Source organism: Mucilaginibacter oryzae (assembly GCF_003148845.1).
Classification (GTDB): domain Bacteria; phylum Bacteroidota; class Bacteroidia; order Sphingobacteriales; family Sphingobacteriaceae; genus Mucilaginibacter; species Mucilaginibacter oryzae.
Genome location: NZ_QGHA01000010.1, coordinates 81,357 through 101,448, shown reverse-complemented (window position 1 = coordinate 101,448; position 20,092 = coordinate 81,357). Strand labels below are relative to the sequence as shown.

Annotated in this window: 20 protein-coding genes and 1 tRNA gene; 16 read left to right on the top strand and 5 right to left on the bottom strand. The window is 43.2% G+C overall.

Features of this window, described 5'->3' with window-relative positions; genetic code table 11:
• Positions 1 to 70 precede the first annotated feature (70 nt).
• The 4 genes from LX99_RS20650 (at position 71) to LX99_RS20635 (ending at position 2,765) form a co-directional block, all read left to right on the top strand.
• Positions 71 to 970: a LysR substrate-binding domain-containing protein gene (locus LX99_RS20650; protein WP_245927974.1), complete on the top strand. Its 900-nt coding sequence runs from the start codon at positions 71 to 73 to the stop codon at positions 968 to 970.
• Between the two features lie 77 nt (positions 971 to 1,047).
• Positions 1,048 to 2,058: an NAD(P)/FAD-dependent oxidoreductase gene (locus tag LX99_RS20645; RefSeq protein WP_109609545.1), complete on the top strand. Its 1,011-nt coding sequence runs from the start codon at positions 1,048 to 1,050 to the stop codon at positions 2,056 to 2,058.
• A 2-nt stretch (positions 2,059 to 2,060) separates the two neighbouring features.
• Positions 2,061 to 2,378 (top strand): 2Fe-2S iron-sulfur cluster-binding protein, encoded by a 318-nt coding sequence (locus LX99_RS20640; protein ID WP_109609544.1) that lies wholly within the window; start codon positions 2,061 to 2,063, stop codon positions 2,376 to 2,378.
• 36 nt (positions 2,379 to 2,414) lie between these two features.
• Positions 2,415 to 2,765, top strand: coding sequence for a hypothetical protein (locus LX99_RS20635; protein WP_109609543.1), 351 nt, complete (start codon positions 2,415 to 2,417; stop codon positions 2,763 to 2,765).
• 24 nt (positions 2,766 to 2,789) lie between these two features.
• On the opposite strand, the gene LX99_RS20630 is transcribed toward LX99_RS20635, so the two are convergent.
• Positions 2,790 to 3,155 carry an MmcQ/YjbR family DNA-binding protein gene (locus tag LX99_RS20630; RefSeq protein WP_109609542.1) on the bottom strand — a complete coding sequence of 122 codons (366 nt, stop codon included), beginning with the start codon at positions 3,153 to 3,155 and terminating at the stop codon, positions 2,790 to 2,792.
• Between the two features lie 65 nt (positions 3,156 to 3,220).
• Here LX99_RS20630 and LX99_RS20625 point away from each other — a divergent pair, with 65 nt between their 5' ends.
• From LX99_RS20625 to LX99_RS20610, 4 genes are all read left to right on the top strand, one after another.
• The gene (locus tag LX99_RS20625; protein ID WP_109609541.1) at positions 3,221 to 3,832 is read left to right on the top strand and encodes a class I SAM-dependent methyltransferase; all 612 of its coding nucleotides are present in this window, start codon (positions 3,221 to 3,223) and stop codon (positions 3,830 to 3,832) included.
• Positions 3,833 to 4,080: 248 nt separating this feature from the next.
• Positions 4,081 to 4,647, top strand: coding sequence for an adenylyl-sulfate kinase (locus LX99_RS20620; RefSeq protein ID WP_109609540.1), 567 nt, complete (start codon positions 4,081 to 4,083; stop codon positions 4,645 to 4,647).
• A gap of 6 nt (positions 4,648 to 4,653) precedes the next feature.
• Positions 4,654 to 5,502 (top strand): sulfotransferase, encoded by an 849-nt coding sequence (locus tag LX99_RS20615; RefSeq protein WP_109609539.1) that lies wholly within the window; start codon positions 4,654 to 4,656, stop codon positions 5,500 to 5,502.
• A 453-nt stretch (positions 5,503 to 5,955) separates the two neighbouring features.
• Complete coding sequence (locus LX99_RS20610; RefSeq protein ID WP_109609538.1) at positions 5,956 to 7,704, top strand: SWIM zinc finger family protein; 1,749 nt, start codon at positions 5,956 to 5,958, stop codon at positions 7,702 to 7,704.
• A gap of 74 nt (positions 7,705 to 7,778) precedes the next feature.
• On the opposite strand, the gene LX99_RS20605 is transcribed toward LX99_RS20610, so the two are convergent.
• Together LX99_RS20605 and LX99_RS20600 are read right to left on the bottom strand one after the other, a co-directional pair.
• Positions 7,779 to 8,168 (bottom strand): VOC family protein, encoded by a 390-nt coding sequence (locus LX99_RS20605; RefSeq protein ID WP_109609537.1) that lies wholly within the window; start codon positions 8,166 to 8,168, stop codon positions 7,779 to 7,781.
• A gap of 32 nt (positions 8,169 to 8,200) precedes the next feature.
• Positions 8,201 to 8,764: a thioredoxin family protein gene (locus tag LX99_RS20600; RefSeq protein WP_109609536.1), complete on the bottom strand. Its 564-nt coding sequence runs from the start codon at positions 8,762 to 8,764 to the stop codon at positions 8,201 to 8,203.
• A gap of 292 nt (positions 8,765 to 9,056) precedes the next feature.
• On the opposite strand from LX99_RS20600, the gene LX99_RS20595 reads away from it, so the two are divergent.
• Positions 9,057 to 11,450: a TonB-dependent receptor gene (locus LX99_RS20595; RefSeq protein ID WP_109609535.1), complete on the top strand. Its 2,394-nt coding sequence runs from the start codon at positions 9,057 to 9,059 to the stop codon at positions 11,448 to 11,450.
• 318 nt (positions 11,451 to 11,768) lie between these two features.
• The gene (locus LX99_RS20585; protein WP_109609533.1) at positions 11,769 to 12,533 is read left to right on the top strand and encodes an SDR family NAD(P)-dependent oxidoreductase; all 765 of its coding nucleotides are present in this window, start codon (positions 11,769 to 11,771) and stop codon (positions 12,531 to 12,533) included.
• 73 nt (positions 12,534 to 12,606) lie between these two features.
• On the opposite strand, the gene LX99_RS20580 is transcribed toward LX99_RS20585, so the two are convergent.
• Both LX99_RS20580 and LX99_RS20575 read right to left on the bottom strand, forming a co-directional pair.
• Positions 12,607 to 12,951: a mannan-binding lectin gene (locus LX99_RS20580; protein WP_109609532.1), complete on the bottom strand. Its 345-nt coding sequence runs from the start codon at positions 12,949 to 12,951 to the stop codon at positions 12,607 to 12,609.
• Between the two features lie 433 nt (positions 12,952 to 13,384).
• A complete protein-coding gene (locus LX99_RS20575; protein WP_109609531.1) occupies positions 13,385 to 15,433 on the bottom strand; it encodes a M13 family metallopeptidase in 2,049 nt (682 codons plus the stop codon).
• 1,416 nt (positions 15,434 to 16,849) lie between these two features.
• On the opposite strand from LX99_RS20575, the gene LX99_RS20570 reads away from it, so the two are divergent.
• The 6 genes from LX99_RS20570 to LX99_RS20550 all read left to right on the top strand — a co-directional run bounded on the left by LX99_RS20570 (position 16,850) and on the right by LX99_RS20550 (position 20,069).
• Positions 16,850 to 16,923, top strand: a tRNA-Met gene (locus LX99_RS20570).
• A 183-nt stretch (positions 16,924 to 17,106) separates the two neighbouring features.
• Positions 17,107 to 17,238 carry a hypothetical protein gene (locus tag LX99_RS26300; protein WP_281270984.1) on the top strand — a complete coding sequence of 44 codons (132 nt, stop codon included), beginning with the start codon at positions 17,107 to 17,109 and terminating at the stop codon, positions 17,236 to 17,238.
• Positions 17,239 to 17,581: 343 nt separating this feature from the next.
• A complete protein-coding gene (locus LX99_RS20565; protein ID WP_109609530.1) occupies positions 17,582 to 17,953 on the top strand; it encodes a hypothetical protein in 372 nt (123 codons plus the stop codon).
• A 22-nt stretch (positions 17,954 to 17,975) separates the two neighbouring features.
• On the top strand, positions 17,976 to 18,665 hold the full coding sequence (locus LX99_RS20560; RefSeq protein WP_146203178.1) for a hypothetical protein: 690 nt from the start codon (positions 17,976 to 17,978) through the stop codon (positions 18,663 to 18,665).
• Positions 18,632 to 19,462: a sensor histidine kinase gene (locus tag LX99_RS20555; RefSeq protein ID WP_109609528.1), complete on the top strand. Its 831-nt coding sequence runs from the start codon at positions 18,632 to 18,634 to the stop codon at positions 19,460 to 19,462. The genes LX99_RS20560 and LX99_RS20555 overlap by 34 nt, the downstream gene beginning before the upstream one ends.
• Positions 19,428 to 20,069, top strand: coding sequence for a response regulator transcription factor (locus LX99_RS20550; RefSeq protein ID WP_109609527.1), 642 nt, complete (start codon positions 19,428 to 19,430; stop codon positions 20,067 to 20,069). The genes LX99_RS20555 and LX99_RS20550 overlap by 35 nt, the downstream gene beginning before the upstream one ends.
• Positions 20,070 to 20,092 lie beyond the last annotated feature (23 nt).

Genomic DNA, 20,092 nt, shown 5'->3' with positions numbered 1-20,092 from the left:
TGAAAACGCCCGGAGTAGCTAAGTTTTAAAAACTTTGTTACTCCGGGTTAAGAATTCCTAACTTGCCTCGATGATATTTGATTTCAGGCTGAAAGTTTTTTATACCGTAGCACAGCGGCTAAGCTTTACCAAAGCCGCCTCAGAGTTGTTTATTACCCAGCCTGCCGTTACCAAGCACATCAAAGAACTGGAGCAGCAGCTAAACCAGCAACTTTTTAAACGTAACGGTAACAACATTGCCATTACCCCTGCCGGCAAGGTACTGGAAAGATATGCCGAAAAAATTTTTCAGACATACACCGATCTTGAAAATGAACTGACGCAGTTAAACAACCTTGAGGCCGGAACCCTGCACATTGGCGCCAGCACTACCGTTGCGCAAACCATTTTGCCCAAGCTGCTTGCCTTGTTTAAAAGAGCATACCCCAAAGTGATGTTCAACTTTATACAGGCCAACACCGATCAGATCTCGCAGATGGTGCTGGCCGAAAAGATTGACATCGCTATTGTTGAGGGCGCGGCACATTCTGCGCAACTGGCCTATACCGATTTTGCCAAAGATGAGATTGTACTGGTAACCGCGGCAAACAATAAGTTATCTAAAAAGGCAGAGATCTCGCCTAAACAGCTGCCGTCTATTCCATTGGTGCTGCGCGAGGCCGGCTCTGGCACGCTTGATGTTATTTTCAATGCCCTGGCCGGGGTGCATATCAACCCGAAAGATCTGAATATCGAAATTCAGTTAGAGAGCAGTATAGCCATTAAACAGTACCTGCTCTACTCCGAAACAGCTACTTTCCTTTCCATACAATCGGTAGTGAGCGAGTTAAAATACAATGAGCTTAGCATCATAGATATTAAAGGGCTGGAAATTTTCCGTACTTTTCAGTTTATTCAACTGCATGGCAAACACAGCAAACTGATTGAATTATTTAAACGTTTCTGCCTTGCCAATTATAACTTAAAGTAATATAGCATTACTTAATATCATTTGAACGCAGGCTGTTTTACAAGCAAATTTGATTGCCGAACAAAAGGCGATCACACATGGAACAAATCACCACTGATATTTGCATTATAGGCGCCGGGCCTGTTGGCTTGTTTGCTGTTTTTGAAGCCGGGCTGCTCAAAATGCGCTGCCACTTAATTGATGTGCTGCCCCAGGTGGGCGGTCAGCTTTCTGAAATTTATCCGCATAAGCCAATTTATGATATTCCCGGTTACCCGGAGATTACGGCGCAGCAGCTTATTGATAACCTGATGCTGCAGATTGCCCCTTTTAACCCAACTTTTAGTTTGGGTGAGCGGGTAGAAACCCTTAATCGCCGCGATGACGGCTCATACGATATTAAAACCGGCGATGGTACCGCTGTACATTGCCAGGTAGTTGTAATAGCGGGCGGCCTGGGTTGTTTCGAGCCCCGCAAACCTGAAATTGACCGCCTGGCCGACTTTGAAGGCAAGGGCGTAGCCTACATGGTGAAAAACCCCGAACACTATCGCGGTAAAAAGGTAGTGCTTGCCGGTGGAGGCGACTCTGCACTGGATTGGGCTATGTTTTTAAGCAATGTAGCTGAAAGGGTAACCCTGGTTCACCGCGGCGATACTTTCCGCGGCGCCCCGGATAGCGCCGAAAAAGTTTTTGATCTGGCTAAAGCGGGAAAAATCGACCTCGTGCTGAAATCGAACGTAGTGGCGCTAACCGGCGATGAGCAGCTGCAGGAGATCACCCTGCTGGACCGTAATAACCAGGTTAGCCATATCCAGGCCGATCATCTCATCCCGCTTTTTGGCCTCAGCCCTAAACTGGGCCCGATTGCAGACTGGGGCTTGAATATCGACAGATCGGCCATCACTGTAAATACTGTGGATTACAGCACCAATATCGAACGCATTTATGCCATCGGCGATATCAATACCTATCCGGGCAAGTTAAAACTGATCCTTTGCGGTTTCCACGAGGCCGCGCTGATGGCTCAGAGCGCCTTCAAATATGTATTCCCCGAGCAGAAACTGAGTTTTAAATATACTACCGTTTACGGTGTAAGCGCTTTTTGATCATGATTAACCTCACCATAGTAGATCGCGACGGCGGCCGGATGCCCGTTGAAATCCCCGAAGGCATCAACCTGAGCCTGATGGAAGTATTAAAGGCATCCGGATACGATATCCTGGCTACCTGCGGCGGTATGGCCCTTTGCGCCACCTGCCACGTACAGGTTATTGAAGGCCCAGAACAATACTTTAACGCCTCCGATGCGGAGCTGGATATACTCGATACCCTCCCCTACGCCGAACCAGCCAGTCGCCTGGCCTGCCAGATCAGGATTAGTGAGGATATGGATGGAATGGTGTTTAAGTTGATGGGCGGGGAGTGACCTTGTTGTAACAAACTTTTAAACCTTATAACCTAAATGAGAAAATTATTTAACAGGCTTTTTAAATCGCATATCACCGCGAGCAGTGCCGAACAACCCGACGAAAATACAGAGCCGCTCACCAGCATTGAATTTGCCAATTACGCTGATAAAGCAAAACGACTTTGGATTGAATTTTTGGCAATTGAAATAGACATTGAGCCATTCACATCTTATAAAATATTAACTGACGATAGATTTTTTGAATTTACTTTTGAACCGAATGATTCGATTACATTATATTTTAACAATAGCTTCAGCCTGATATTATACAAAAGACCGATATTAAAAAAAACAGGGGGATATGGCGAATGGACTTTGGAGTATGATTATTATCATAGCGATTAGCGATGAATAAGATAAGCTAAATTATTATATGGAGCCATTCACTTTCATCCCCTCATATTCCTTAATCAGCTTTTTAGTTGCTCTTGCCAGATAAGCGGTAATCAGTAATTGCTTCACATCCTCAGGCGATACCGTTTCCAGCCGTATGAGCATATATTTATAGTTTTGAAAATGAGGTGTAATGAAAAAGGTATCCGGATCAGTTGTCATCCATTTATCCCGCTCAAGGGTGTACACGGCCAGCGCTTCTTCTTTTGCCTTTACATTGGCGAAGATTTTGCCGTTTACATAAAACGCCTCGTCTTCAAAATGCGGTTTTTGGGTAACACCCGGCAGATGCATTAGGGTGTTATGCATAAAGCGCATAAATAGGTGCATATCAGTAGCCATGGTTAAATTTATAAATTAATATTAACAGCTATGGTAAAAGAGTAATTTAGCTCATTATAAAAAACATGGGCAACAACGTGCAACAACTTTACGGCAATATTGATATCTACCTGTTCGATCAGCTGTTGAAAGGCCGATTTGATAACTGCACCAAAGTGCTTGATGCCGGATGCGGCGGAGGACGTAACCTGGTGTATTTTTTAAATAACGGGTTTGAGGTGTATGGCATCGATCAAAGCGCCGGGGCTGTTGAAGCGGTTAAACAACTTTCGGCAAACTTGGCCCCGGCCAATTCCATTGATAATTTTTCTGTTGCCGCAGTAGAGGATATGCCTTTTGAAGACGGGCAGTTTGATTTGGTGATCTGCAGCGCGGTACTCCACTTTGCGCAAGACGCCGAACATTTTGACCGTATGCTCCGTTCGCTTTGGCGTGTATTGAAACCCGGCGGCTACTTCTTTGCCCGGCTGGCTTCTGATATCGGCATCGAAGAGCGGATTAAACCTTTAGGCAATTTCCGCTACCTGCTTCCCGATGGTTCAGAACGTTTTTTGGTAAACGAAGATGTGCTGATGGAATATACCAGCGCCCTGGGCGGCGAGCTTTTTGAACCGCTGAAAACCACCAACGTACAAAACCTGCGCTGCATGACAACGTGGTGTATGTATAAGCTTTAGGTTAAATAAAACGCCAGTTGTTTATAAATTCAAACCCGGAAAAAAACGTTTTTCCTGTGTAATCCATCAAATTTTCTCTTTTAAAGCGGCCTTTAATCTATGTCATTTTATGGTTCATCGATACATACGCGCTATGTGTCGATACATCAAGTGTTAACTATAATTTAAACAACGGCAGCGGCGTTACTTTGTAAACAAACAGAGGTTAAATCAACATTTTTTGTTTACAATGTAATTTAAACGCGCCTATGATCCTTTTACTTTGCGGGTTATCCGGTTCAGGAAAAACCACCCTTGCCCAAAGTGTTAAAATACGGTTGTCGTGTACCGACATCCCCATCGAAATAATTGATGCCGATGTGTACCGGCAAAAACTGTTTCCCAACCTTGGTTATACCAAGGAAGACAGGTTTGAAAACATCCGCCGCCTCGGTTTTATCGCCGCCAAACTATCGGGCCATGGCGTGGTAACCATCATCAGCGCCATTAACCCTTATGATGTTATCCGCCGCGAGTTGATAGCCACCTATCCCAACGTAAAACTGGTGCATGTGGATTGCCCGGTTAAAATACTGATGCAGCGCGATACCAAAGGCCTGTACCGCCGCGCTTTGCTGCCCAAAAACCATCCGGATAAGGTAACCAACCTTAGCGGCGTAAACGATCCGTTCCAGGTTCCTTCATCGCCGGATGTTTATATCAATACGCACATCCGCCCGCTTACCGAATGCACCGAAACACTTGCCTCCTTTATCCGCGATCAATACCGGCAAGCGCAAAATCAACAGTACGTTTATCAACACAAAGCTTCCTGAAACGCCATGAATCAAACCTTGATCATAGCGGGCATGCACCGCTCGGGCACGTCGCTTATTACCAACTGGCTCAACCGCTGCGGCATGCAGATTGGCGAACGCCTTTGCGCCGGTAGTGAAAGTAATATCGACGGACATTTTGAAGATGTGGAATTTTTAAAGCTGCACGAAGAAATATTGGACTGCAACAGCCTGGATATTTCCGGGTTGGTCGACAAAAAACATATCGAGATCCCCCTTTACCAGCTTGAAAAGCTGAAGGCGATTATAGGCATTAAACAACAACTGTTTGAGCAGTGGGCCTGGAAAGATCCCCGTACCTGCCTGTTTCTTGACACTTATACCAAACTGTTGCCCAACGCCAAATACCTGGTAATTACCCGCAACTTTCAATCGGTAGTGAGCTCATTGCTGCGACGGGAGTTTGCTTATGTAGATAAAAAATACATGGCCCGCAGTTATATTCAGCGCCTGGCCTGGACAAAATTTCGCCGTAAACGCCGCCGCGAGGCTTTCTGGCATGAACACGCCGCAACGTTTTTAAAAATCTGGATCAACTATAATGAAGAGATCCTGCGGGCGATAAAAAAATTACAACCCGACGAATACCTGGTAACCAACTACGCCCAGCTGCTTGAAAATGATAACGAGGTTTTCTCGTTCCTGACCGGTAAATGGAACCTGAGCCTTAACTATTTTGATTTTAAGGATGTTTATAAGCAGGAACTCATGGGCAAGGCCGAAGATATCAGCGATTATGTGGAGGATAAATCGCTACTGATCAAGGCTACTTACCTGGTAAAAAGACTGAACAGCCATATGCGGGGCAGCGAAAGTTTTGGCGGGGGTGAGTGATGACTTACAAGAGCGTGTTCCACTTTTAAAGGGTGGAACATGCTGAAAATTCCAAAAACCAAAAAATCTGATTTTCAATAACTTGTATTTTGCATTCTTTTAACAACCAGACGATATAGAACACATACCTATTGAAAATCAGCAGGTTAATTTTTAGCGCATGCACAAGTGGAACACCTGTTTTTAAAAATGGAACACTTCAAAAGCGGGGTTATTTAACGCGATCGGCTTCAATTTTTTGTGGTTAAATTTTCCAAATATCGAAATTCAGTCAGCTGTACATGCTAATAATTGCGGTTATAATGAATAAACAACGTAATTTCGACATCAAACCGCTCGGCTCTCTTTATCATTTATTACTTCGGGTTTATCAAGGGGTGTATTGTTTTGTTTTTCGGTATCGCTTTTTATAAAGCGATTAGCATATTTGCTTAACGTTTTAAGAGATTTACCGTGAAAACAGTTGAAAATAACGATAAGTTTACCATCTATAATTTTGACCATCGGATTAACGCCACCATACTTCAACGTGGCAAAGGCTATTATAATAGCGGGGCGATAATAAACCTTGAGGAAGACGAAGGCACATGGACGGCCGAAGTGGAAGGTACCGATGATTATGAAGTAACGGTAACTTTAACCCCCGATTACCAGATCACCAACTATTTTTGCGATTGTCCTTTTGATGGTGACATCTGTAAGCATGTTGTAGCTGTATTTTTTCAGTTGCGCGATGAAGTAAAACACCAAAAACCTGTAACTCAAAAAGAAGCCGCCGAAAACAATTTCCAGGCCTTAATTAATAAAATAAGCATTGATGAATACCGGGGCTTTGTGAATCAATTGGCCAAAAAAGACAAGAATTTTAAAGCAGCTTTCGAACTGTTTTTTGCCGATAAGGACGATAGTGCAGATACCGGCCAAAAATATGTACAGTTGGTACAAAGAACGTTTAAAAAGTTTGGTTCGGCTGGTTATATCGACTATCAATCGGCCAGGCTAATGGGTAGGGAAATTGATAAGTTAATTGAGGATGCGCGGCATTTGATACAAAAAAACAAATTGAATGATGCTTTTGCCATGACATCCATATTACTGACAGAGGTTGCCGACATGTTTGCGTATATCGACGATTCGAGCGGAGCTGTTAGCGAACGCATTTCCGATTTGATAGAGCTGATACATGAGATAGCTGATAATGATAATCTGCCTGTCGGCACTAAAATGCAGTTATTTGATTTTCTGAAGAAAGAGCTTCAAAACGACATTTATTTTGATCTTGATTGTGGGTACGATTTGTTTGAGCTTTTTGAAAACCTGGCTTCAGAACTAAACAGCGAGGATGTGTTATTACATTTTGTTGATGCTAAAATAGCGGCTTCAGTCGATGATATTTATGAGTATCGGCGTCGACGGTATGTTCATATTAAAATAGATTTTTTAAAACGAACCGGCCAATCATTAGCTGCCAATGCACTTATTGAAGAGAACCTTGATATCCAATCGCTGAGGCAGGCGAAGGTTAATGAAGCAATTGCCGCCCATGATTTTGATAAAGCTAAAAAATTAATAGCAGAAGGTATTAAAATCGCAGAAGCAAAAAAACATCCGGGCACCGTTAGTCAATGGAAAAAAGAATTGCTGCGGATAGCAGTGCTGGAGAACGATGTAATGACTTCGAGAATGCTCTACAAAGAATTTGCCCTGGACAATTCATTTAACCGGGAATATTATAACTGCTGGAAGGCAACACACACACCGGACGAATTGCCGGAAGTTGTGGAAGCTTTGATAAAAGAAATTATAAGCGATACTACTAAAGCATTTAAAAAAAGCAGCTGGAGCTCACTTAATTCCATGTTGCTGGCCGCACTTGGCCAAATTTATATTGAGGAAAAATATTGGAACAGGCTTTTTAACCTGGTAAAAGATGAAGGCAACCTGAATACGCTTATGAAATATCATAAGTATCTTCACCCTCATTATCCGGCCGAGCTAACAGCGCTGTATCTCCCGGCACTCGAGAGTTACGCCGATCATACTACCGACCGTAATGGTTATGCAAACCTAGTTAACCTTTTGCAGACCATCAAAAGTGATATTCCTGTTGCCTGTAATCCGATTATGGATCTCGTAAGGAACTTTAAATTAAAATACGCCCGCCGACGGGCGATGATGGATGAGTTAAGTAAACTTGATTAAGCTTAAATTACAACGTGCGAAAATCGCCCGATTATATATCTTAAAAACAGAGAGCTTTCAGGGCAGGAATGTTATTAACTGCGTTGAATCAGGTCCCATAAGTTTCCATACAGATCCTGGAAAACGGCAACAATACCATAGCTTTCTGCTACGGGATCACGCGCAAACAGTACATTTTGGGCTAACATCCGGTTATAATCACGATAAAAATCATCGGTTTCCAAAAACAGGAAAACCCGGCCCCCGGTTTGGTTGCCTACCCACTGCAACTGTTGTTCAGTTGCCGCTTTTGCCAATAATAAATTGCATCCCGAAGAGCCGGGAGGTTTGATGAGTACCCAACGCTTCGTATCCGACAGTGGAGTATCCTCCACAATGTCGAACTTGAGTTTTTCTACGTAAAAACTCAGGGCTTCGTCATAGTCTTTAACTAAAAGGGCTATATGGACGATGGATTGTTTCATGGGTGAACACACCGTAAAACGGCTGTTATAGTTTAAAGCGGCAAGCCCTTCAATATCGCCAGTAACTCGCGCTGAAAGCTTTCGCCCTTATCTTCATTGTACCATTTTTGCAGTACTATCTTTTTCTCGGCCATATCTACATGGTCTTTAACCATTTGCAGAAACAATTCCTGGCATGCGGCAGGGCGCGGCCCCCAAACAGCCAGATCGGTATGGTTACTATCGGCAATAATAAGTTTGGGTATCGACTTTGAACCGTCAGTTAAATACTGCCCGATCAAAAACGGTGGACTATCGCGCAGCTGGTAATCCACTTTGATAAGCGGATTTAATTCAGACAGGCGATGTATAAAAGGTATGGTATGCGAGGCATCTCCGCACCAAAGCTCGGTAATCACCGTCCAGCGCTGCTCGTTAACCATATTTTCAATCACGTCGGTCAGTTCGGTGTTCAATACCCCAACCTTTAACCACCGCTGCTGTCGCGACCAGTTTAAACGGGTGTAATTCAAATAATCAGGATTATCATAAGGCGGCGCAGGAGCCGGGCTGTTGAGCGTATCGAAAAATAACTGCTGATAGGTTTCGAAATCCATAGGACGTTGTTATTTACCTGCACGCAAGGTAGAAAATGCTTGCCGAAATTTGGTGGGCGTTGTGTAAAATTAGGTGCCGGTAATCAGTTGCAAAAGCAATGCAGCCTCAAAGCAGCACTTATCTCCGTAATTACTAACATGAGCAAAATGCTATGCTTTTTCAGCATAAGCCCTCTTTTTATTTGTAATTAATCTAAATAAACATAACTTCGTGCGATTTTTTACCGGGATCCAAACTGTTGGTAACCCATCAAACAGGTAAAATCCTTTGTATTTAGCTATTGAATAAATTATGCAGCTTGTATTTACCCCCGTTAAGTTCATCTTCCGTATTTCATTTAAACTTTTGCTTCTGGCAATTACGCCGGTTTTATTCTTTGCGCTTAGCGCCGCAGCGCAAACCGCTCCCGGCACCATCAAAGGCACCGTCAAAACATCCGACGGCAAACCGGCCGAGTTTGTAAATATTGTTTTAACCGGTACGCCATTGGGCGCTACCGCAGGCCAAACAGGGCATTTCACTATTAAAAATGTCGCGGCAGGCACCTATACTATTACAGCAAGTTATATCGGCCTGCAAACCCAAACCAAACAGGTAACCGTTGCTGCCGGCGAAACCGCCTACGTACATTTTGTGCTAACCGAAGGCGCTAAAGACCTGGAAGAAGTTTATGTTAAAAGCGCCAAACACAATAAATTCTTGAAAAAGGAAACTGAAGATGTGGCCCGCCTTCCCCTTAAAAACCTTGAAAACCCACAGGTTTACAGCGTTGTTACCAGCGAGCTGATGAAAGAGCAGGTGGTTACCAGCTATGCGGATGGGTTTAAAAATATCCCCGGCACGGGCGTACCGCTGGTTTACAATAATGGCCGCACAACCCTGTTGTCGCGCGGGTTTGTTACCGGCAACTTTATCCGCAACAGCGTGGCCGGTTATAATTTTAACAGCATTGATCCCGCCGATATCGAAAAGATAGAGGCAATAAAAGGGCCTACCGGTACGCTTTACAACAGCAGCCTGGCCTCGTTTGGCGGTTTATTTAACCGGGTTACCAAGCAGCCCAATGAAACCCCGCGTACCGAAATAGCCTACCAAACCGGCAGCTTTGATCTTAACCGCCTTACTGCCGATGTTAATGTGCCTTTAAATAAGGATAAAACTGTACTTTTCCGTGTTAATGCCGCCCTCCATAACGAACATAGCTTTCAGGATGCTGGTTTTAATCGTGGCGTGTTTGTGGCTCCAAGTATCACCTACCATGTTAACGACCGCCTCACGGTTGACATTGATGCCGAAATAGGCAATTCGAACGCCACATCGGCCTACAGGCTTGCTCCGGATACCAAGGGCAAAATTTATAATGTTAAAGACCTGGGTATTGATTACAAACGCTCATTTGCCAATAACAGTGTGGATTACCTGAGCCGCCAGATCGACCTTTACTTGCTGGTAAACTATAAGATATCCGGGAGCTGGAAATCGCAAACCATGTTCAACAAAACCTTTTCCACTACAAAAGGTATGGTTACTGCTTTTACCCTTGCCGATACCGCTATGAAACGCCAGGTTACCCAGGAAGATTATCCTTATTACATTACCAACGTTCAGCAAAACTTTATAGGTGATTTTAAAATTGGCCGTTTCCGTAACCGCATAGTTGCCGGCATGGAGTATTATAATCAAAAAAGCAACAATACAAACGTAACAGTAAGTTTGCCGGCTATAAACTATCTCAAGCCCGGAGCCGCTTACAACAGCTTTACGGCCGATAAAGTATCTGCACTGGTAAGCGCTGCCGCGCCAAAGCCCGGCGATTACGTGCAAAACAACCAAAGTTCGTACGCGGCCTATGTATCTGATGTATTTAATATCACCGACAGGCTAAACGCCATGGCAAGCATCCGTATCGACAGGTTTGTAAACAAAGGTGCCTACACCCCAGCCGATGGTAAAACTACGGGCAACTTCAGTCAAACGGCATGGTCGCCTAAATTTGGTTTGGTTTACCAGCTTGTTAAAGACCAGGTATCGCTGTTTGGCAATTATATGAACGGTTTAAACAACGTTACCGGCAGCAGTTTTGATAACACGCCCTTTAAACCGCAATATGCCAATCAATGGGAAGCTGGCGTGAAAATTGATGCCTGGGACCATAAAATAAGCTCGACATTGAGTTATTACGATATTTCGGTAACTAATACCACGATGGTTGACCCTGACCACCCGGCTTTCAACATCCAGGCAGGTACACAGTTAAGCAAAGGTTTTGAAGCCGAGTTAATTGCCAATCCTTTCAGCGGTTTTAATATTATAGCCGGTTTTGCCTACAACAACAGTAAAATAACCAACGGCGATGCCTCAATTGTAGGTTTACGCCCGGCCAACTCGGGCCCGGCACGTTTAGCCAATTTGTGGATGAGCTACCGCATTACCCACGGCGCGGTGCAAGGGCTTGGTGTTGGTGTAGGGGGTAATTACGGCAGCGATTCGTACCAAACCAATACCAAAACATTCAAATTCACCATACCATCCTACACTACCGTTGATGCTACTGTGTTTTACGATCAGCCTAAGTACCGCCTCGGCTTTAAGCTGGATAACCTGACCAACGAAAAATACTGGAGTTTCAGGTTGGCGCCGCAAAACCCTACGCGCGGCACGTTGAGCGTAAGTGTTAAGTTTTAAATTGATTCAGGCTGTATCGATAGCTTGCGCTCGTTTGCAACGAGTGCTCAAGGCCAAAACCTGGCGCTTGTTTGTAACGAGCGCTTAACATGGTTTCGCGTTTGTAACGCGTTTTAGCATATAGGCTCACGTTACAAACGTGAACCCATGTTAAGCACTCATCATAGATGAGCGCAAGAGTAATATCAATTTTGACACCTGCTTTAACAATTTCTGCCGCTCTCCGCATTATTTGAATTTGATAAACAACCGATTGATATTTACAAACAGCCGCAATCTAATCCACCCCATCTTTGTATAAAAATAAAAAGACAACAGATGGAAACTAAAAATAAAATAGCCCTGGTAACCGGCGGCAGCCGCGGCCTGGGTAAGGATATGGCCTTAAGCCTGGCCAAAAAAGGTCTGGATGTGGTAATTACTTACAATAACCGGCAAGCCGACGCGGAAGAGGTAGTGGCAGCAATTAACAAAAGCGGTCAAAAAGCAGCCGCACTGCAATTAAATGTAGGCGATTTAAAAAGCTTTACCACCTTCGCCGCTCAATTGCAGGAAATATTAAAAAGTACTTTTGAAACCGATCATATCGATTACCTGATTAACAACGCGGGCATAGGCGGCTATACTCCCATTGTCGATGTTACCGAAGAAACGTTTGATGAGTTACTCAATATCCATTTTAAAGGTGTTTACTTTTTAACCCAAAAACTGTTGCCGGTTTTGAATAACGGAGGCGGCATTGTTAACATCTCATCAGGCTTAACCCGTGTAAGCGTACCCAATTCGTCGGTTTATGCTTCATTAAAAGGCGCGGTTGAGGTGTTTACCCGCTACCTGGCTAAAGAACTGGGCGAAAAAGGCATCCGGGCAAATACGGTTGCCCCGGGCGCGGTGCTTACCGATTTTGGCGGAGGCCACCTGCGTAACAACGAAAACCTGCAAAAAATGGTAAGCAGTATGACCGCCCTGGGCCGCCCCGGCGTAGCCGAAGATATTGGCGGCGTGGTAGCCTTTTTATGTACTGAAGATGCGCGCTGGGTTAACGGACAGCGTATCGAGGTATCGGGCGGGATGCTGGTATAATTTACAGCAATGCCCCGGGGCGAGTTGGTCACTCCCCGGGGCATTTGTCATTTTTAAACGCCTTGGCAACGTATTAAAAAGTATATTTTATTTCAATAACGCTCATCACGCCCTGAACAATGGTTTTCCATTGGCCGGTAAACGTAGCGCCGTATGAAGCCGCGATGGTTGCGCCAATGTTCTGGGCTTCCTCATTGCTCCAGATAGGGCCGGCCAGCACGTTTGTTGTAAATTCATTGCTGCCTGTATTTTGAACATTCAGTTCAACTTCAATAACACTCATTTGGCTTGGCACTACGGTGCTCCATTGGCCTGTCCATTTGCCCTGGTGAGCAGCTGCAACTACAGGTGCTTTTACCTCGGCATCCTGTTGATTCCAGATTGGGCCTGCAGGTATATTAACTTTAAAGGTCGACATAATTTTTTTTATTTTGGTTTGATCCTACTCTGTTCCGGCTTTTCGGGTCCGCCGTTTGTTTTCATCAAGCTTGCTGTTAACAATAACAAAGTAAGCGGTATCCAAAACGCTGTTATAGTGTATAAATACGTACTTTAATAAATCCGTATTTACCCGTAATATTTACAACCAATACAAATAAATTACACCTTCCGCCATACAACTGCAAACCCCAGAATAGCTTTTAAACTTATTCTTACCGCATACAGACCATTATCTGCTGATTTTCTAACTCCAGGTATATATCTTTTCTATTTTAAAGGTCAAACCCAACGTCATTAGCACATTATAAATCTGCGCTTTTTGTATTCGACATAGTATGCGTCTGATTAGTTCAATCAACAAAGAGTCCTTCTATATTGCGCTATTAAATTCTTAGTCATCAGTTACTTGTTTACCATATCTTCACTCTTTTCTCCGGCGCTATCCACATCTTATCCCCCTGTTTAATATGAAAGGCCTCATAAAACTCGGGTACATCGGCAAACGGACCGTTAACCCGTAAAAAGGCCGGCGAATGTTCGTTGGTAAGGATCTGGCTTAACAGGGCCTCCTTCCTGTCCTGCGTTAACCAGCCCAGCGAGTAGCCTAAAAAGTAACGCTGCAATGGCGTTAAACCGTTAATTGGTTTACCTTCTTTATACTGCTGTGTTTTTTTAAAGGCGTCTAAACCTATTACAATCCCGCCCAAATCGGCAATGTTTTCGCCCTGGGTAGCCTTGCCGTTCACGTGCGATCCGTAAACGCTGTACCCGTTAAACTGGTCAATCAGCATCTGCGCGCGCTGACTAAACTTCACCGAATCCTGCGGTTTCCACCAGGCCTTCAGGTTGCCTTCGGCATCAAACTGCCTGCCCTGGTCGTCAAAACCGTGCGTCATTTCGTGGCCGATGGTTGAAGCTGCCGCGTAACCGTAAATAACGGCATCATCAATGTTTTCATCCTTAAAACCAGGGATGGCGAAAATACCGGCAGGCAATACAATCTCGTTGTTTGATGGGTTATAGTAAGCGTTATAAGTTTGCGGGGTGATATCCCACTCGGTACGGTCGACCGGTTTGCCCAGCTTTGATGCGTTGAAGTTGTGCCACCAGATGTTGCCGCGCAAAACGTTAAGCGCGTAAGGGCCGCGGTTAATCTCCAGCGTTGAAAAATCCTTCCATTTATCCGGGTAGCCAACTTTAGGTACCACTTTCGCAAGTTTGTAGTAAGCCTTCTCTTTGGTTTCGGGGCTCATCCAGTCCAGTTTTTCAATATGCTCCTTAAAGCTGGCACGCATTTCTTCCACCAGTTTTACATAGCGTTGTTTGGTTTTTTCGGGGAAATATTCTTTCACGAAGATCTGGCCCAATACTTCGCCCATCAGTCCGTTTTCGGTATCCAGCACACGTTTCCAGCGGGGTAACTGGGCAGTGCTGCCGTAAATCACCTTATTGTAAAACCGGAAGTTTTCTTCATCAAAAGGCTTGCTGAGATATGCGCTAAAAGCGGATACCAGGTTTTTACGCAGGTAATTTTTCCAATCGTCAATACTGTAGGTTTTCAGGGTTTTGTTCAACGCGCGGTAGTATTCCGGCTGGCCTACAATAACGGTATCCACATTTTTGTAGTCCATTTTTTCAAATGTGGCTTTCCAGTCAATCTCCGGCGCAAGCTTGCCCAGGCCGGCAAGCGTCATTTTATTATAGTTATGATAGGGGTCGCGCAAATCTTCCAGTTTGCGGCTGCTGTCGGCCAGGAAAGTTTCGAGCGCGTAGGTTTTCTTTGTAGCGGCATCTGCTTTCCCGGCATCAAGGCCGGCCAGTTTAAATACGGTGGGCAAATGGGTTTGTTGATAATCGTTACGGATGGTTACGCTATGCTCATCCTTGTTAAAATAATAATCGCGGTTAGGCAGCCCAATGCCCGACTGATACAGGCTGAGCACCATCTTCGCACTGTTTTTCGCGTCCTGCCCTACGTAGACCCCGATGGGCTGCTCAACACCAATACGGTGCAGGTGCGCAAACTCATCAATCAGGCTTTTTATATCGGTAATGTGATCAATCTTGTCCAGTTCATCCTTCAGCGGGGTAATGCCCTCTTTTTCGATACTAACGGTATCCATCCCGCTGAAATAAAAATCGCCTATTTTTTGGGTGTTGCTGCCCTTGGGGGCGTTGGCTTTAAGCGCGTCTTCATTAATTTTTTTCATACGGTCGCGCAGCTCTTCCTGCACCACGTTGCCTATTCCCCATGCCGAATAAGCCGCCGGTATGGGGTGTTTATCAAGCCAGGCACCGTTGGCATATTTAAAAAAATCGTCGCCGGGTTTTACCGTGGTGTCCCTGTTATGGGCCACCGCATCGTTAGCTTCGTAAGTTTTGGTTTTATCTTCCTGCCCGCAGGCCGCAAAAAGCAGGCTGAGGCACACTACTAATAAAGATTGAGTTTTGGTGTTCATTTTTTAGGTGTGTGTATGAATTTAAATACAACCAGTGTATGTTATAATAGATTTCAGGACAGTATTTTTTTTGAAATATGGTAATTTATAATGATCTGCGGAAAAAACTTGTTAAAAAAATATTAAGATAACAGTAACTTTTTCATCGCGTTTTTGTCCCGTCATCAATAATAACCGTTCCCTTCAGCACTACAGGATACCCGTTTCGGTTACAAAAAACCACATGTTAATCGGTTTCGCCCGCGCAGAATACTGATTTGCCGGGGCTGTTTTGCGCTTAAAGCGGACTGCCGCTTTAGCCAAGGTACTTAAAATCAGCAAATAGCATTTCTAAATAGTTTATGTGTTTAACTTTTGTGTAAATTAAAAAGTAGCGCACCGATATTTTTTATGCAGATATTATTGTTTTATAAAAAAGGGCATTTCAGGTTTAAACATGCAATATCAGGGCTGCAATTTTATAATTATGGCAACAGATTTGTAGATAAATACTCGCCCTGTATCATCTGTGAAAAAAGAATTTAGTAACATCTACCTGTGAAAAATTAAATTGAATTCTCAGACGCCCAAGTTGAGATTTTTTGTTCTTTGTTTTGGGTTTAATCAATAGTTTAAATTAATTAGGGGAAAGGGAGCTTCGCAAAAGGCTCTCTTTTTTTGTTTATAGATTTTTTTACTATCCATAGTAAAGAAAAGGATCAAGCATAGATTTTAGCAAGTCTGAACAGAAAGAATGCTGTGTCTCTGACTACCTGAAGCAGCAACCGCTGCTCATTTGGTACGCCTGTAAAATTATTCTTAATTTCCTCACCGAGATGTACTCACAGATTTAGTAACTTAATTTACGCCAGATATATATCTAATCAGAACTGATGAATACGATTGTTTAAAGTACGAACTTCATTCCCGCTTCATTTCATAAAGTCGGTCTTGGCGTCTCACTTAGCGGAGTTGAGTTTCCTTTTCAAGCAGATCTCCAATTGATTGTACAATTTACTTTGATATTTTCGATTTCTTGGCCATCTATACTTTGAGTAAGTATATTTCGATCATTGAACTAATTTGGCTTGAATTTATTGCGGATGATAACGTTTGGCCTTATTTAAGCAAACATGGCTGGTTTTTAATATACGACTAAAATTATCCAAAAAAAAAAATCAAAATGGGATCGTTAGCAATAACATTGGTATGTGTGCCAGCCCTCATCGAAAAAGATAACTGTCTTGAATACAGGGCAATAAGCTTCTTATAAAACAAAAATGAAAAATATTATAAAATAATCGTAGGGTTTCTTACCTTTGCGCTCCACGCGCCGAAAGGCGCATCGTTAACAAAACCGTTAACAAGATTGGAAGCTGAAAAAAGCATTAAAGCGTTAAGTTGTAAAAAGCTGAATTTCAGCATAAAAAACAACCCGGCGGGGTAGCTCAGATGGTTAGAGCGTAGGATTCATAACCCTAAGGTCGGCAGTTCGATCCTGCTCCCCGCTACTTGAAAATCAGGCCTTTAGGTGAAAATCTAAAGGCCTTTGTTTTTCTGATCATACAGTATTCTTACACACCAGCCAGTATATGAAGTTAAATAACGAATGCCGCTAATCCCCTGCGGGCATAGTCCAATATACGCAATTTGCTCGTTATTAAGCATGAATACTTAGAATACCTTCTTTAGCCATGATTGAAGAAGAACAAGACCCATCGCCAGAATATATCAAAGGCTTTAACCTGATGTATTTCTTTAAACAGAATATGCCGGAAAATCGCCCAGCAGCTTTTATCGGCCAAAGCGGAAGGCGACCGCTTTAAAGGCATGACCGCCGGAGTCAAGCAAGTTGAACCGGAACGCATCAGGAAAGTGTCGCAGAAAGGCCGCAATCAATCCCGCGAACCGGAAAGATGTATTGCCTTATCAACCTTTTTTTATCGGGGCGCGAAGAAAACCTATTGGCGAGTTAATTATAGGTTTAGCGAGCAGCTTTTGTAATAGTTTGCGCATGGCCATTTAACATGCAAAATAGCTATTATTTTTAATTAACTGATTAACAACAAACCGTGTTTAAACGGATTGAAAAAATAGTGAAATAACGGGTAGTATAGTTTGCGCTATTTATATAGATTGGTCGTGAATTTTTTAACTCCCGAAAATTATATGGAATCTATTGACTTAAAAACCGCCAGGGAAATGGTAGAACGGTACAAACGTACACGTAAAACAGTTATTGACGATAAGCACGGTATTAATGATACTGAATCAACATGGATCCCGATTGATAAATTAAAAGAGTTTATTGGCAACCTGCCTCCTGAAGCAACCGGCGTAAGGCTGCATTTTGGCGTTCATGATGCCGACCATAGCGGTGCGCCACACCAAACATCGGTAGCCATTGTTCCTACTGTTGCCGGAAAAGGCGCAGATCAACACATAGATGCTATTCAATCAGACGAAGTTGCAAACCTATCAACTGGGGTGCTGGCAATTGCAAGGAGCGGAAGAGAATGCCCGCCGATGTGCCAGGGATAGAATAAAACAACCGATTGCATAATTGCTGAAGTATATATGTATTTTAGCAATTATGCACCTGGTTGATTTTTATTATGTAATGGACGTGGTGGCTTTTATATGCTGCCTTTTTACATACCGAAAACTTGATAGGAATTTTAAAAGCCTGCTGCCCTTATTGAGTTTTTTATTGGTTTATGATTTTGTGAACATTTTTGGCTGGATGAATATTTACCATTCAAACGCATGGTGTAACAATATCGAAGATATATTGCTTTTTGCGTTTTTTACAAGGTTTATTCAGGCATTTGATGATCGGCCCGAAAAAAAGAAACAGGTTTACATAGGTGCAGGGATTGTAATAGTTTTATCAATACTGGATATCTTTTTTTTGCAGGGTGGTTTCTGGAAACGGGCTACAGCAGCTACGGTAGTACAAAACCTATACCTTATTTGGATGATTTGTAATTATTACTACCGCCTGCTCAATACAGATACAGACGAAAATATCGAATTGATAACCTATCCACCTTTTTTGGCGCTAACCGGGATCTTTTTTTATTACCTAACTACAACCTTTTATTACTCATGTTTCAGTTACATGGTATATAGAAACAACTATCACTTTTATTTAATTGCTGCGGCTTTGCTTAATATAACCACATTTGCCTTAAACTTTCTATTATCGTTAGCCTTTATATGCTCTTTCAGGAAGAACAGTTTATCCTCATAATTATAGCCGGTACCGCCCTTATGTTGTTGCTCGGGGTGTTCATTATCAGCTTTATGTTTGTTTATCAAAAGAAGCAAAATAAAAACCTGCTCGAAAAGGAGCAGCTCAAGGCTTCTTTTAAACAGGAAATGCTTAAAACCCAGATCGAGATCCAGGAGCAAACCCTTAATGATATCAGTCGTGAAATTCATGATAACATCACCCAGGTATTGTCGTTTGTGAAACTTAATCTCGGGTTGTTGAACAATAGTTTGGATGAGGATAAAAAGGCAAGAGTAAACGAAAACCGCGAGCTGGTGGCCCAGGCCATTAATGATTTGCGAAACCTGTCGAAAAGTATGAGTTTTGAGCACATTGGGGAGCAGGGATTGGTTAATGTATTGGAAACAGAAGTTGGACGCTTAACGCGCAGTGGCGTGATCAATGCCGAACTGAGGGTTGAGGGGGATAAATATAGCCTCGGTGAGCAGCGCGAACTGGTGTTGTTCCGCATTTTCCAGGAGGCGGTTAATAACACCTTAAAATATGCCAAAGCCGCAAGCATAAAAATCAGTTTGTATTATAATGAGCAAATGTTTAATTTGCTCATTGAAGATGATGGCGCTGGTTTCAATACCGAAAAGGTTGAGGGTAAGGGAGGTTCGGGGCTGCGGAACATTGAAAACAGGGCGGCTTTAGTTGGTGCAACTGTAAATATTGATAGTTCATTAGGTAAAGGTTGCCGGATAAATTTATCATTCAACCCCCTGGTGCAAAAAAATTATGCTAACGGAACCCATTCAAATAGCCCTGGTTGATGACCACAAACTTTTTAGAAGCGGCATGGCCGCCCTTGTTAGCAATTTTAAGCGTTACCATATATTATTTGAAGCCGCCAACGGCCAGGAACTGGTAGATACCATTAACCGCGGTATCATTCCTGATATCGTATTGCTTGATATCAGCATGCCGGTGATGGATGGTATTGAAACCACCCAATGGCTGCGCAGCAAACACCCCGAGGTTTGTATCATTATCTTATCCATGTTTGAAGATGCCGAAAAGGTATTGCTCATGGTAAAAATGGGGGTTAAAGGATACCTTTTAAAAGACTCGGAACCATATGAGGTTGAAGAAGCATTGCTGAAAGTTTCGCAGGGGGAGCTTTATTACCCGGAGTTTGTTACCCGCCACCTCATTACCAATTTTAATAACAAACTCGAAAATATCAAACTTAATCCCCGCGAGATTGAGTTTTTAAAATTTACCGGTACAGAACTTACCTACAAGGAAATTGCCGAAGCCATGAACATCAGCGTACGCACGGTCGACAGTTATCGCGACCAGCTTTTTGAAAAACTACAAATCAAAAGCCGCGTAGGCCTGGTTTTATACAGCATAAAAAATAAACTGATAGAATTGTAATTTGCTAATTTATTTAGCAAATT